The 15,860-nt window shown below is 70.3% G+C and carries 1 protein-coding gene; it reads left to right on the top strand.

What is annotated here, in order from left to right:
* The first annotated feature begins 162 nt into the window (after positions 1-162).
* A complete protein-coding gene (locus tag ACZ6YV_RS01125) occupies positions 163-15,843 on the top strand; it encodes a type I polyketide synthase (RefSeq protein ID WP_465507732.1) in 15,681 nt (5,226 codons plus the stop codon).
* Positions 15,844-15,860: the final 17 nt, after the last annotated feature.

Raw genomic sequence — 15,860 nt, 5'->3', positions numbered from 1 at the left:
CAAGTCAGGGGCCAGGACCGCTGATGTGCGGTGCCTAGGGGTCACCTAGGGGTTGTCGCCCCCGTCGCCCGTCGAATACTTTTTTCTTTGGTTCCCGGCACCGAGATCGATCGTGCCGGTCAAGGGTGTATTCGTGGTCTGCGGTGATCGAGGTGGCTCAGATTGGCCAGTGAAGACAAACTTCGCGAGTATCTCAAGTTGACCACCACTGACCTGCATCAAACGCGCAGGCGCCTGCGTGAACGGGAAGTGGCCGAGCAGGAGCCGATCGCCATCGTCGGCATGGGCTGCCGGTACCCCGGCGGCGTCCGCACGCCCGAGGAACTGTGGGACCTGGTGCTGGCGGGCACCGACGCGGTCGGCGACTTCCCCGGCGACCGCGCCTGGGAGCTCGACCAGCCGGGGTTCGCCCGGCTCGGCGGGTTCGTCGACGACGCCTCCGGGTTCGATCCCGCGTTCTTCGGCATTTCGCCGCGGGAAGCGCTCGCGATGGACCCGCAGCAGCGGCTGCTGCTGGAGACCTCGTGGGAGGCCTTCGAGCGCGCGGGCATCGCCCCCGCCGCGATGTCGGGCGCGCGGGTCGGCGTGTTCATGGGCACGAGCAGCCAGGACTACGCCGCGGTCCTGCGCGCCTCCGCCGAGGACACCGAGGGCCACCTGCTCACCGGCAACGCCGCCGCCGTGGTGTCCGGGCGGCTCTCGTACACCTTCGGCCTGGAGGGCCCCGCGGTCACGGTCGACACCGCCTGCTCGTCCTCGCTGGTCGCGATCCACCTCGCCGTGCAGGCCCTGCGCCGCCGCGAGTGCACGATGGCGCTGGCCGGCGGCGTGATGATCATGTCCACGCCGGGCGCGTTCCTGGAATTCTCCGCGCAGGGCGGGCTGGCCGCCGACGGCCGGTGCAAGGCGTTCGCCGAGGGCGCGGACGGCACGGGCTGGGGCGAAGGCGTCGGCGTCCTGCTGGTGGAGCGACTGTCGGACGCCCAGCGGCTCGGTCACCCGGTGTTGGCCGTGGTGCGCGGTTCCGCGGTGAATCAGGACGGTGCGTCGAATGGTTTGACAGCGCCGAATGGTCCTTCGCAGCAGCGGGTGATCCGTGCGGCGTTGGCGAGTGCGGGGCTTTCGCCGTCCGATGTGGACGCCGTGGAAGCGCACGGCACGGGTACCGCGCTGGGCGATCCGATCGAGGCTCAGGCGCTGCTTGCGACCTATGGCCAGGACCGCGATCGGCCGTTGTGGCTCGGTTCGGTGAAGTCGAACCTGGGGCACACGCAGGCGGCCGCGGGAGTCGCGGGCGTGATCAAGATGGTCATGGCCCTGCGGCACGGAAAGCTGCCGAAGACACTGCACGCCGACAGGCCTTCGTCCCATGTGGACTGGACGGCGGGTGCGGTGGAGCTGCTGACCGAGGTCCAGGACTGGCCGGCGGGCGCCAACCCCCGCCGGGCCGGGGTGTCCGCGTTCGGTATGAGCGGCACCAACGCGCATGTGGTGGTCGAAGAGGCCCCGGCGGCTGAACCCGTCGTCACGGTGCTCGCGCCGGTGGCGCCCTGGGTGTTGTCGGCGAAGTCGGCGGGTGCGCTGGCCGAGACCGCCGCCCGGCTCGCCGACTTCGCCGCCGACCGTGACGCCCTGGGTGTGGCGGCGGGGCTGGCCGGTCGTTCGGTGTTCGAGCACCGTGCGGTGCTGGTGGGTGAGGATCAGGTCGGCTTGGCTGCCGCGTTGGCGGCGGGTGACCATCCCGCTGGTGTGGCGCGTGGTTCGGGTTCCGGTGTTGAGCGTGTCGTGTTTGTGTTCCCTGGTCAGGGTTCGCAGTGGCTGGGTATGGCTTCGGCTCTGCTGGGGGAGAGTCCGGTCTTTGCTTCGCGGATGGCGGAGTGCGCCGAGGCCTTGAAGTCCTTTGTGGACTGGTCCCTGTTCGAGGTGTTGGACGACGAAGCTGCTTTGAGCCGGGTTGATGTTGTGCAGCCGGTGTTGTGGTCGGTGATGGTGTCGCTGGCCGCGGTGTGGCGTTCGCTGGGTGTGGTTCCCGCTGCGGTGGTCGGGCACTCTCAGGGCGAGATCGCGGCGGCGGTGGTGTCGGGTGGTTTGAGCCTGGAAGACGGGGCTCGGGTAGTGGCGTTGCGGAGCCAGGCCATCGCTGCCGAGCTTGCCGGTCTGGGCGGGATGTTGTCGGTGGCCGCTCCGGTGACGGAGGTCGGCGATGGTGTGTCGATCGCGGCGGTGAATGGCTCGAACGCTGTGGTGTTGTCGGGTGATCCTGAGGCGTTGGCCAAGGCGAAGGCCAAGTTCGAGGCTGAGGGTGTTCGGGCTCGGTTGGTGGCGGTGGACTATGCCTCGCATTCGGCTCACGTGGAGCGGATCGAGACGCAGCTAGCCGAGCTGCTTGCCCCGGTGACCCCGGTCTCGGGTGACGTCCCGTTCTATTCCACTGTGGACTCCCGGTGGCTGGACACGGCCGAGCTGTCGGGTGGCTACTGGTATCGGAACCTGCGGCAGACCGTTCGGTTCGCGGACGCGGTAGAGCAGCTGGCCGCTGAGGGTCTGCAGATGTTCGTCGAGGTCAGCGCGCATCCGGTGTTGACGATGGCGATCGAGGACACGGTCGACGTCCCCGTGGTGGGAACGCTCCGCCGCGACGAGGGTGGGTTGGAGCGGTTCCTGCTCTCGGCGGGCGAGGCGTTCTGTCATGGCGCGGACGTGGACTGGCCGGGGTTGCTCGGCAACGTCGGAACCGTTCCGCAGGATCTGCCCACGTATCCGTTCCAGCGCGAGCGCTACTGGCCGACGAGTTCGCCCGCGTTGCACGGTGACGTCGTCGGCGCCGGGCTCGGCGCCATGGGACAGCACCCGTTGCTCCGCGCCGTGGTCGAAGTGGCCGGAGGCGACGAGGTCCTGCTCACCGGACGGCTTTCGCTGAGCACCCACCCGTGGCTGGGCGAACACCGGGTGCTCGGACGGGTTTTCCTGCCGGGCACCGCTTTCGTGGAACTGGCCGGGCAGGCGGGTGACCGGGTCGGCTGCGCCAGGGTGGAGGAGCTGACGGTCGAGGTGCCGCTGGTGCTGCCCGCGACCGGCGGGGTCCAGGTGCAACTCGTGGTCGGCGCGGCCGACGAGACGGGGCTGCGTGGCCTGGTCTTCTACTCCCGCGAAGAGGAGGGGATGCCGTGGACGCGGCACGCCTCGGGCGCCCTCTCGCCGGACCCGGGAACGGCTGAAGGACTGCAGACCTGGCCGCCCGCGAAGGCCGAACCGGTCGACATCGACGGCCTGTACGCCGGACTCGCCGGTGTCGGCCTCGAGTACGGTCCGGTCTTCCGTGGTCTGCGCGCGGTGTGGGAGCGCGGGGACGAGGTGTTCGCCGAGGTCGAGCTGCCGCGTGAGCAGCACGCCGGGGCGGGTGACTTCGGGCTGCATCCCGCGCTGCTCGACGCCGGTCTCCACGCGCTGGGCGCGGTGTCGTTCGGCGGTGGCGGGGCATACCTGCCGTTCTCCTGGACCGGCGTGTCCCTCCACGCGACCGGCGCGTCGGCGTTGCGGCTCCGGCTGACCCGGCACGCGGGCGACAGCGTGTCACTCCTGGCCGCCGACGGCGCGGGAAATCCCGTCGCGTCGGTGGAGTCACTGGCGCTGCGACCCGCGTCGGCGACGGGAGCCGGGCGGTCGAAGAACCTGTTCCGGGTCGGCTGGGAAACCCTCCCGCTGCCCGATGCCGAGTTCGCCGCGCTGCCGGAGTACCCGGTACCGGCCGACGTCGAGCCCGTGCCGGACACCGTCCTGCTGCCCTGGACGGACGTCGAAGGTGATCCACATCAGACTGTCCACAAAGCACTGACAGTGGTGCAGGACTGGCTGGCGCAAGACCGGTTGGCGAGCTCGCGGCTGGTCTTCGTGACCCAGGGCGCGATCGCCGCGGACCCCGGTGAGGACGTGCCGGACGCCGCTTCGGCGGCGGTCTGGGGCTTGGTGCGCTCCGCGCGTTCGGAGAACCCCGGCCGCTTCGCGCTGGCCGACGTCACCGATCCTGCCGATCTCGGCCTGCTCGCCGCGGCGCTGACCACCGGTGAGCCCGAACTTGCCGTGCGGGACGGCGTGGTGCTCGTGCCGCGGCTGGCGCGCGTCGTCCAGGGCGAAGCGCCGGAGGGGCTCGGCGGGGACGGGACCGTGCTGATCACCGGCGGTACCGGCAACCTCGGCGGGCTGGTGGCCCGGCACCTCGTCGCCGAACACGGCGTGCGTCACCTTCTCCTGCTCAGCCGTCGCGGGCCCGCCGCCGACGGAGCGAACGAGCTGGCAGGCGAACTGACCGGACTGGGCGCCGAGGTCGAGGTGGCCGCTTGCGACGTCGCCGACCGCGAGCAGCTCGCCGCGGTCCTGCGCGGGCTGGACCGGCCGCTGACCGGTGTCGTGCATACCGCGGGCGCGCTGGACGACGGTCTCGTCGACACGCTGACCCCGGAGCGCGTCAGCGCCACCTTGCGGTCCAAAGTGGACTCGGCGGTGCACCTCGACGAGCTGACCCGTGATCTCGACCTGGACCTGTTCGTGGTGTTTTCGGGAGCCGCAGGGATCTTCGGCGCCGCTGGGCAAGCGGGCTACGCCGCCGCAAACGTCTTCCTGGACGCGCTGGCCCATCGCCGCCGCGCCGCCGGGCTCCCGGGTACTTCACTGGCGTGGGGTCTCTGGTCGCGGCTCGGTGGCATCACCGGGCATCTCGGAGAAGCCGACGTCGCGCGGCTCAGCCGTGACGGAGTCGAGGGACTGGGCGAAGCCGAAGGGCTCGAACTGTTCGACGCCGCACTGGCCGCGGACGAACCGCTGCTGGTCCCGATCCGGCTCCAGACCGACGGCCTGCGCGGCGCGAAGACCGAGGTCCCGCGCCTGCTGCACGGCCTGGCAGGCATCCGGCCAGGCCGCGGCAAGGCGGCGGCCGTCACCGGCCTCGGCGACGCGACCCTGCGGCAACGGCTCGCCGCGCTGTCCGCGGCCGACGCCGAACGCGTGCTGCTCCACCTCGTCCGCACCGAAGCCGCCGCGGTTCTCGGCTACCGCTCGGCCGAGGCGATCGAACCCGATCGCGCGTTCCGCGAGCTGGGCTTCGATTCGCTCACCGGCGTCGACCTCCGCAACCGGCTCAACGCCGTCACCGGAGTGCGGCTGCCTGCCACGACGGTCTTCGACCACCCCGCGCCCGCCGTGCTGGCGCGGTTCCTGCTCGGCGAGCTGGCCGGTTCGACCCCGGCCGAACGGTCGGCGGCCACCAGGGCGAAGGCGGACGACGAGCCGATCGCCATCATCGGCATCGGCTGCCGCTTCCCCGGCGGGGTGGCCTCGCCGGAAGACCTTTGGGAGCTGCTGACCGCCGAGACCGACGCGGTCGGCGGGTTTCCCACCGATCGTGGCTGGACCACCACCGCGGACGAGTCCTACGCGCCCCAAGGCGGTTTCCTCCACCACGCCGCCGAGTTCGACCCCGGCTTGTTCGGCATTTCGCCGCGAGAAGCGTTGGCGATGGACCCGCAGCAACGAGTGCTGCTGGAGACCGCGTGGGAGGCCTTCGAGCGCGCCGGGATCACCCCGGCCCAGGTCCGGGGCAGCCAGGCCGGTGTGTTCGTGGGCGCCGCGGCACAGGGCTACGCGGTGGGCGCCGAGGCGCCCGACGGGGTACAGGGCCATGTGCTGACCGGCACCACGCCCAGCGTCGCGTCCGGGCGGATCGCCTACAGCTTCGGGCTGGGTGGACCGGCGATCACCGTCGACACCGCTTGTTCCTCTTCACTGGTGGCACTGCATCTGGCCGCACAGGCACTCCGCAGGGGCGAGTGCGAACTCGCGCTGGCGGGCGGGGTCACCATCATGTCCACCCCGAACGCTTTCGAGGAGTTCGGCGCACAGGGCGGGCTGTCCGCGGACGGCCGCTGCAAACCGTTCGCCGACGCCGCCGACGGCACCGGATGGGGCGAAGGCGCGGGCATGCTGCTCGTCGAGCGGCTGTCGGACGCTCAGCGCCACGGCCACCGGGTGCTGGCCGTGATCCGCGGCAGCGCGATCAACTCCGACGGCGCCTCGAACGGGCTGACCGCGCCCAACGGCCCGTCACAGCAGAGGGTGATCCGCGCGGCACTCGCGAGTGCCGGGCTGGAACCGTCCGAAGTGGACGCTGTCGAAGCGCACGGAACCGGGACCGCACTGGGTGACCCGATCGAGGCACAGGCGTTGCTGGCGACTTACGGGCAGGACCGCGAAGAGTCCTTGTGGCTCGGGTCGGTCAAGTCCAACGTCGGACACACCCAAGCCGCGGCGGGCATGGCCGGGGTGATCAAGATGGTCATGGCCCTGCAGCACGGCATCCTGCCCAAGACACTGCACGTGGACGCACCTTCCACGCAGGTGGACTGGTCCGCCGGCGCGGTGGAACTGCTCACCGGTGCCCGCGCGTGGCCGGACACCGGCCGCCCCCGGCGGGCAGGCGTCTCCTCCTTCGGGATCAGCGGGACGAACGCGCACACGATCCTCGAACAGGCCCCGGCCGTCGAGCCTGCCGCCGACCCGCGGCTGCCCTCGGTGGTGCCGTTCGTGCTGTCCGGCAAGACCGCAGCGGCCTTGCGGGCGCAGGCCTCGCGGTTATCGTCCCTTGAGGACGGAGAACTCGCGGACGTGGCTTTCTCGCTGGCCACGACGCGGTCAGCGCTGGAACACCGCGCCGTGGCCCTCGGTACGAACCGGGACGAACTGCTGGCCGCGCTCACCGCGCTGGCCGCAGGCACCTCCTCGGCCGACGTGGTCACCGGGGCGGTTTCCCGTGGCCGGTCGGCGTTCCTGTTCGCTGGTCAGGGTTCTCAGCGTGCCGGTATGGGGGCAGAGCTGTACGCGGAGTTCCCTGTTTTCGCTGAGGCTTTTGATGCGGCGTGTGAGTTCCTGCCGCCGTTGGGTGATCTTGGCCGTACGGAGTTCGCGCAGCCTGCTCTGTTTGCTCTTGAGGTTGCGTTGTATCGACTTGTTGAGTCGTGGGGCGTGCGTCCCGATTTCTTGCTGGGTCATTCGATCGGTGAGATCGCGGCCGCGCATGTCGCTGGGGTGTTCTCCCTGGAGGACGCGGGCAAGCTGGTGTCGGCTCGTGGACGTTTGATGCAGGCGTTGCCCGAGGGCGGCGTGATGGTCGCGATCGAGGCGACGGAAGACGAGTTCGAGCCTGACGCTGAGTTCGGGATCGCGGCGGTGAACGGTCCGAACTCCGTGGTGATTTCGGGCGCTGAGGCAGTGGTTTCCCGGATTGCTGAGGATTTTGCGGCGAGGGGGCGTAAGACGAAGCGTCTTGAGGTGAGTCATGCGTTCCATTCGCCGTTGATGGAGCCGATGCTCGCGGAGTTCGCCGAAGTGCTTGAAGGCATCACGTTCAACGCACCGGTGATTCCGGTGGTGTCCGGTGGTTCTGCCGTGAATTTGGCGTCACCGCAGTACTGGCTGGATCACGTGCGTCAGGCGGTGCGTTTCGCCGACGGTGTGAAGGCGCTGGCTGCCGAGGGTGTGACGTCGTTTGTCGAGTTGGGCCCGGACGGTGTGTTGAGCGGACTGGCGCAGAGCTGTCTCCCCGACGCTGAGGCCCAGTTCGTGCCGCTGCTCCGCGGTGACCGGCCTGAGGTCCGCACGGCGATGGCCGCGCTGAGCGCTCTCCACACCCGGGGTATCGCGGTGGACTGGACCGCGCTGGTCAACGGGAACCCGGTGGACCTGCCCACCTACGCCTTCCAGCGCGACCGCTTCTGGCTGGAGCTGGGCAGCGCTACCGCGTCCCCGATGGACGACGTCGACGCGGCGTTCTGGGACGCGGTCGAGCGTGAAGACCTGGATTCGCTGTCGAAATCCCTGGCGCTCGAAGCCGGTCAGCCCTTGGGCAGCTTCGTGTCGTCGCTTTCGTCGTGGCGGCGGAAGCGCCGCGAGTCCTCCGTGGTCGATGGCTGGCGGTATCGGGCGGAGTGGGTGCCGGTACGGGCGTCCGAAGCCCTGCCGGAGGGCGAGTGGTTGGTGCTTTCGCCGGAGCCCCTGGCCGAAGGTGACGCGCTCGCCGGTCTTGGCGAGGTTGTCGTAGCCGAGCAGCCGGATCTATCAGCGTTGTTGGTGCCTGGCCGTTTCGCTGGTGTGGTGTCCTGTTTGGATGCTGCGTCGACGTTGCCGGTGATCCAGGCGGCGGTGGGTACGGGCTCGAAGGTGTGGGCGGTGACCCGGGGCGCTGTTTCCGTCGGTCGGTCGGATCGGCTGTCGGCGCCGGAGCAAGCGCAGGTGTGGGGCTTGGGCCGGGTCGCGGCGCTGGAGCATTCCGAGGTGTGGGGCGGGCTGATCGACCTGCCCGCTTCGGGTGACGACCGGGTGCTGGGTGTGCTCGCAGGTGTCGAGGATCAGGTCGCGGTGCGAGCGTCCGGGGTGTTCGCGCGTCGTCTGGTGCGTGCCGATGCGGCCGGTCAGGAACCGTGGGCTTTCGGTGGCACGGCGTTGGTGACCGGTGGCACCGGGGCCTTGGGTGGTCAGGTCGCGCGCTGGCTGGCCGAGCGAGGTGTCGGACATCTGGTGCTGGTCAGCCGTCGCGGGCTCGCTTCGCCGGGTGCGGAGGATCTTGCCGCAGAGCTGCGGGAGCTGGGCGTCGCGGTGACGGTGGCGGCGTGTGATGTGGCTGATCGCGCGGCGGTTGCCGAGCTGATCGACGGGCTCGAAGACTTGTCGGTGGTGGTGCACGCGGCTGGTGTCGCGCAGTCGACGCCGCTGGCGGACTGCTCGGTGGAGGAGTTCCGTGCGGTGGTCGCGGGCAAGGTCGCGGGTGCGGTCAATCTGCATGAGCTGACTGAGGGTCTTGACGCGTTCATCGTGTTTTCGTCGATCGCGGCGACCTGGGGCAGTGGTGGCCAATCTGGCTACGCGGCAGGTAATGCGTTCTTGGATGCGCTCGTGGAGCAGCGTCGTGCCGATGGACTCTCCGGTCTTTCGGTGGCGTGGGGTCCGTGGGCCGAGGCGGGTATGGCCGTCGGAGAAGCGGGTGAGCAGCTGGCGAGGCGTGGTCTGACCGCGTTGGCGCCGGAGCGCGCATTGGCGGCGTTGGAAGGTGCGCGGCGCGACACGACGGTGACCGTGGCTGACGTGGACTGGGCCCGGTTCGCGCCGGTGTTCACCTCCCGGCGGCCCAGCCCCCTGCTCACCGAACTGCCGGAAGCGGCGAGCATCCAGGTCGAACCCCACACCACTGGACTGCGGGAAGAGCTCTCCCGTTCGGACCGCGCCGGGCAGCTGGCGACCCTGCTGGACCTGGTGCGCACCGAGGCCGCCGTCGTGCTCGGGTACGCCGGTCCGGACGCCGTCGAGCCGAACCGCGCCTTCCGCGAGCTGGGTTTCGACTCCCTGACCGCGGTGGAACTGCGCAACCGGATGGTCCCGGCGGTCGGACTCGACCTGCCGACCACGCTGGTCTTCGACTACCCCAACCCCCACGTCCTGGCCGGGCACCTGCTCGACGAGCTGGTCGGCGGAGTGGCCGAGGTCGCCGCCGAACGGTCCGTCCTGGTGGACAGCGAGCCGATCGCGATCGTCGGCATGGCGTGCCGGTTCCCCGGCGCGGTGGAGAACCCGGAGCAGCTGTGGCAGCTGGTCGCGGACGAGGTGGACGCCGTCGGCGACTTCCCGGCGGACCGGGGCTGGGATCTGGAGACGCTCTACGACCCCGATCCCGAGAACCCTGGCACCACCTACACCCGTGACGGCGCTTTCCTCGACACGGCAGCGCATTTCGATCCGACGTTCTTCGACATCTCGCCGCGGGAAGCGCTGGCGATGGACCCGCAGCAGCGGCTGCTGCTGGAGACGTCGTGGGAGGCCTTCGAACGCGCAGGAATCGACCCGGCGTCCGTGCGGGGGAGCCGGACCGGCGTGTTCGTCGGCTCCAACGGGCAGGATTACCTGGTAGTGCTGGCCGGCGCCGAGGACAGCCACGACGGTCACCTCGGCACGGGCAACTCGGCCAGCGTGATGTCCGGCCGCGTCGCCTACACCTTCGGGCTGGAAGGCCCGGCGGTCACGGTCGACACCGCCTGTTCGTCTTCGCTGGTGGCCCTGCACTGGGCCGTGCAGTCCCTGCGTAACGGCGAATGCGAGATGGCGCTCGCCGGCGGGGTCACGGTGATGTCCACCCCGGGCGCGTTCGTCGAGTTCAGCGCCCAGCGCGGGCTGGCGGCCGACGGCCGGTGCAAGGCGTTCGCCGACGGCGCCGACGGTACGGGCTGGGGCGAAGGTATCGGCATGCTCCTGGTCGAGCGGCTGTCGGATGCCCGGCGCAAGGGACATCCCGTGCTGGCCGTGGTGCGGGGCAGCGCGGTGAACCAGGATGGCGCTTCGAATGGCTTGACCGCGCCGAACGGTCCTTCGCAGCAGCGGGTGATCCGCGCGGCGCTGGCCGACGCCGGGCTTCGAGCGTCCGAAGTGGACGCTGTGGAGGCACACGGCACGGGGACCTCGCTGGGGGATCCCATCGAGGCGCAGGCGTTGCTGGCGACCTACGGGCAGGACCGCGAGGAGCCGTTGTGGCTCGGGTCGGTCAAATCCAACGTCGGGCACACCCAGGCCGCCGCCGGGGTGGCGGGCATCATCAAGATGGTCATGGCCATGCGGCACGGCGTGCTGCCCAAGACCTTGCACGTGGACGCGCCGTCGGCACAGGTGGACTGGTCCGCGGGCTCCGTCGAACTGCTCTCCGAAGCCCGCGAATGGGCGGAAAACGGGCATCCCCGCCGGGTCGCGGTGTCCTCGTTCGGTTTCAGCGGGACGAACGCGCACACCATCCTTGAGCAGGCACCCGCCGAGGCGGCCGTCCCGCCGTCGGGCACGAGGGTTCCTTCTGTCCTCCCGCTGGTGGTGACGGGCAGGTCGGCCGTGGCCGTGCGGGGACAGGCGGGCAGGCTGGCCGCGGCCATGGAACAGGGCACGGATTCGCTGCTCGACCTCGCGTATTCGCTCGTCTCTTCGCGGGCGTCCTGGGAACACCGGGCCGTCGTCGTCGCCGAGGACCGGTCCGCCGCCTTGCGTGCGCTGCACGGCTTGGCCGAGCGCGGTGCCGATCCTTCGGTGGTGGAGGGCACCTCGGTCGCCGGGAAGCTGGCCTACCTGTTCACCGGTCAAGGCGCGCAACGGCTCGGCATGGGACGCGAGCTGCACACCGAGTTCCCCGTGTTCGCCGAGGCCTTCGACGAGGCTTGTGCGCATTTCGACCGGTACCTGGACAAGCCGTTGCGGGAGGTGGTGTTCGGCGAGCCCGAGCTGCTGGCCCAGACCGTTTACACGCAGGCGGCCTTGTTCGCCGTCGAGACCGCGCTGTTCCGGCTGCTGGAGTCCTGGGGAATCCGGCCGGACTTCCTGCTGGGCCACTCGCTCGGCGAGCTCGTCGCCGCGCACGTGGCCGGCGTGTTCTCCCTTGCCGACGCGTGCGCGCTGGTCGCGGCTCGCGGCAGCCTGATGCAGGCACTGCCGGTCGGCATCGGTGCCATGGTCGCCGTGGAGGCCACCGAGGACGAGGTGCTGGTGCAGGTGAAGAACGCCGCGGGCGCGGTGGACATCGCCGCCGTCAACGGCCCGCGGTCCGTGGTGGTCTCGGGTGAAGTGGCCGCGGTGCTGCGGATCGCGGACGAGTTCGCCGCGCAGGGCCGCAAGACCAAGCGGCTGTCGGTCGGCCACGCCTTCCACTCGCCGCTGATGGAACCGATGCTCGCCGAATGGGAGAAGGTCCTCAGTGGACTGACCTTCCACGAGCCGCGTATCCCGATCGTGTCCAACGTGTCCGGTGCCGTCACCGGGGAACAGGACACGCCCGCGTACTGGGTCAGTCACGTGCGGGAAGCCGTCCGCTTCCTCAGCGGGGTCGAGACGCTCGCCGCGCACGGCGTGACGAAGTTCGTCGAGCTGGGGCCGGACGGTGTGCTGACAGCCATGGCACAGGATTGCCTGGCCGATGCGGACGCGGTGTTCCGGTCCGTGCTGCGGGGCGACCGGCCGGAGGCGCGGAGCGCGATCACGGCGCTGGCCGGGTTGTCCGTGGACGGCTCCACTGTGGACTGGGAGACGGTGTTCGACGGCACCGATGCCAGGCGCGTCGACCTGCCGACCTACGCCTTCCAGCGCGCGCCGTACTGGCTGGAGACCAGTTCCTTCAGCGGCACGGCGGAACCCGCGTTGCTCGGGCTCACCGCCGAGGACCACCCGTTGCTGGGGGCCGCCGTCGAGCTGGCCGACGGCGACGGGGTGGTGCTGACCGGTCGCCTGTCCACGCGGACGCACGGCTGGATCGCCGACCACGTCATCCTGGGCCGGGCGCTGGTGCCGGGAACCGCGCTGGTGGACCTCGCCGTCGCCGCCGGTGACCGGACAGGCTGTGGCCGCATCGAGGAGCTGACCCTGCAAGCGCCGCTGGTGCTGCCGGAGTCGGACGGGGTGCGACTGCAGGTCGTGGTCGGGGAACCGGACGACGAAGGCAGGCGCGCGGTCTCGATCCACTCGCGGTTCGACGGCGCGGCCACCGACGGGGTGTGGACCAGGCACGCCACGGGATCGCTGTCGCCGCGGGCCGGAGAACCCGGTGCCGGGCTTACGGAGTGGCCGCCTGCCGGAGCGCGACGGGTGGACGTCACCGGTCTCTACGAAGGACTGGCCGAGGCAGGTTTCGCCTACGGGCCGAGCTTCCAGGGCCTGCACGACGTATGGGTGCGGGGCGACGAGGTGTTCGCGAACGTGGCATTGCCCGCCGAAGCGGTCGGTGAGGCGGGCCGCTTCGGGCTGCACCCGGCGTTGTTCGACGCCGGTCTCCACGCGTGGGTCCTGCGTACGGACGCGACCGAGGGCGGGCGCATCCCGTTCGCCTGGTCGGGCGTGTCCCTGTTCGCGGCCGGCGCGGCCGCGGCCAGGGTGAAGCTGACCAGGACCGGCGCGGACTCGCTGTCGATCGAGGTGGCGGACAGCACGGGACAGCCGATCGCCTCGGTGGACTCGCTGGTGCTGCGTGAAGTGTCCGAGGAGTCGTTGCCCAGCGCCGGCGACTACGCCGACAACAGCCTGTTCCGCCTGACGTGGGAGCCGGTCACCCCGGCGGACGCGGCGCCCGAGTGGCGCACGTTGCCGGGCTTCGACCTGAAGCCGGTGAGCGTGGACGTGCCGCCGATCGTGGTCGTGGACTGCGCGGCCGACGGCCGGGACACGACCGAAATGACGTCTTCCGTACTGGAACTCGTCCAGGAATGGCTGTCGGACAGCGCTTTTGACGATTCGCAGCTGGTCGTGGTGACCCGCCGGGCTGTCGCGGCGAGTACCGGCGAGGACGTGTTGGACCTCGCGGCCTCCGGGGTGTGGGGCCTGCTGCTGAGCGTGCAGAGCGAGCATCCGGACCGGGTGACCGTGGTCGACGTGGACGAGGACCCGAGGTCCCTGGAACGCGCGTTGGCTGTCACCGGCGAACCCCGGCTGGTCGCGCGTGGTGGCGACGTCTTCGCCGCGCGGCTGGACCGGGCTTCGCGGTCGGCCGACCTGGTGCCGCCGATCGACGAGACGCTGTGGCGCCTCGACAGCGTCGGTAAGGGCACGTTGTCGAACCTGTCGTTGGTGTCTTGGCCGCAGGCCGGGGATCCGTTGGGGGAGTTGGACGTCCGGGTCGAGGTGCGTGCGGCGGGTGTGAACTTCCGTGATGTCCTGAACGCGCTGGGCATGTATCCCGGTGATGCGGGTCTGATGGGTATCGAGGGTGCCGGTGTGGTGCTGGAGGTCGGTCCCGGTGTCACGGGGCTGGTCCCTGGAGACCGGGTGCTGGGGCTGCTGTCGGGGGCGTTCGGCCCGGTGGCGGTGACGGACTCCAGGATGCTGGCCAGGATTCCGGCCGAATGGTCCTTTGTGGACGCGGCTTCGGTGCCGATCGTGTTCCTCACGGCGTTCTATGCCCTGCGTGACTTGATGGATGTCCGTACTGGTGAGGCGGCGTTGATTCATGCGGCCGCCGGTGGGGTCGGGATGGCCGCGGTGCAACTGGCCCGGCATTGGGGCGTCGAGGTTTTCGCGACCGCGAGTGCTGCCAAGTGGGACGCGGTTCGCGCGCTGGGCGTGGCGGATGACCATCTGGCGTCGTCGCGTGACACTGACTTCGAGGCGAAGTTCCTTGCAGTGTCTGAAGGTCGTGGCGTGGATGTGGTGCTCGATGCGTTGGCCGGTGAGTTCGTCGACGCCTCGTTGAGGTTGTTGCCGCGGGGTGGCCGGTTCGCGGAGATGGGTAAGACCGACGTTCGTGAGCCGGGCGAGGTCGCGGCCGACTACCCCGGGGTCCGGTACCAGGCGTTCGATCTGGTGGAGGCCGGTCCGGTGCGGATCGGTGAGATGCTGGCCGAGCTGGTGGGTCTGTTCGAGGCTGGCGCGTTGTCGCCGTTGCCGTCTCGGGTGTGGGATGTGAAGCAGGCTCCGGAGGCGTTCAGGTTCATGTCGCAGGCGAAGCATGTGGGCAAGGTCGTGCTGAGCGTGCCGAGGTCCCTTGACGTCGAGGAATCGGTGCTGATCACCGGTGGCACGGGCAGTCTGGGCGGGTTGGTGGCCCGGCATCTGGTCGGCCAGGGTGTGCGGCATCTGGTGTTGCTCAGCAGGCGTGGCGAGCAGGCGCCGGGTGCGGCCGAGCTGGTGAGTGAGCTGACCGGTCTGGGTGCCGAAGTGTCGGTGCTCGCTTGCGACGCGGCGGATCGAGCCGCTCTGGCCGAAGCGTTGTCCACTGTGGAGCGTCCGTTGGCGGCGGTGGTGCACACCGCCGGCGTGCTGGACGACGGTGTGGTGGAGTCGTTGACTCCCGACAGGGTAGCTGGGGTGCTGGGTCCGAAGGCGGACGCGGCATGGAATCTGCACGAGTTGACGAAGGACAGCGACCTGTCCGAGTTCGTGATGTTCTCGTCGGCGTCGGGGGTGTTCGGTAACCCGGGGCAGGCGAATTACTCGGCGGCGAACGTTTTCCTGGATGCTCTCGCGGCTCATCGCCGGGCGACCGGACTGCCGGGGTTGTCGTTGGCGTGGGGATTGTGGGATCAGGAAAACGGCGGCATGGGCGGGACGCTCAGCACCACGGACCGGGCCAGGGTTTCCCGGTCGGGTAGTGGCGCGCTGAGTCCCGAGCAGGGGCTCGCGCTGTTCGACGCGGCCCGTGCCCGCGCTGACGCGCTTTTGGTGCCCCTGAACCTGGACCTCGGTTCGGGCCAGGCGACCGCGGCCGAGGTGCCGCCGCTGCTGCGCGGTCTCGTCAAGGTGGTGACTCGCCGGGCGACGGTCTCGTCCGCCGGCGAAACCACGGCGACCCTCGGGGCGCGTCTCGCCGGGCTGAGGGTGGCCGAGCAGGACGAGGCGCTCGTGGAGGTGGTGCGGGAACAGGCCGCGCTGGTCCTCGGGTACCACGACCCGGCGCACGTGGAGCCCGACCGATCCTTCCGGGAACTCGGTTTCGACTCACTGACCTCGGTCGAGCTGAGGAACCGGCTCAACACGGCCACCGGGCTGAAGCTCAGCGCCACCCTGGTCTTCGACTATCCGACGCCGTCGGCGCTCGCCGAGTACCTGCGTGGCGAACTGGTCGGCGAAGAGGTCGCTCCCGGCGTGGACGCCGAGCTCGACAGGCTCTCCGGCGCGCTCGCCGTCTTCTCCGCGGACAGGCGCGAACGAGAGCGGATCGGCGCCCGGCTCGCCGCGATCCTCGCCGACTGGAACGACGGCAGGCGCGCTCCCGACGACGACGGCGACCTCGAGGAAGCCACCGCCGATGAACTGTTCGACTTGCTGGACAAGGGTTTCGGCAACTCCTGACCTGCTCGACCCCAGAT

Source organism: Amycolatopsis sp. NPDC102522 (assembly GCF_055584485.1).
The sequence above is the reverse complement of the archived record's forward strand: the minus strand, read 5'-3'. Positions and strand labels throughout refer to the sequence as shown.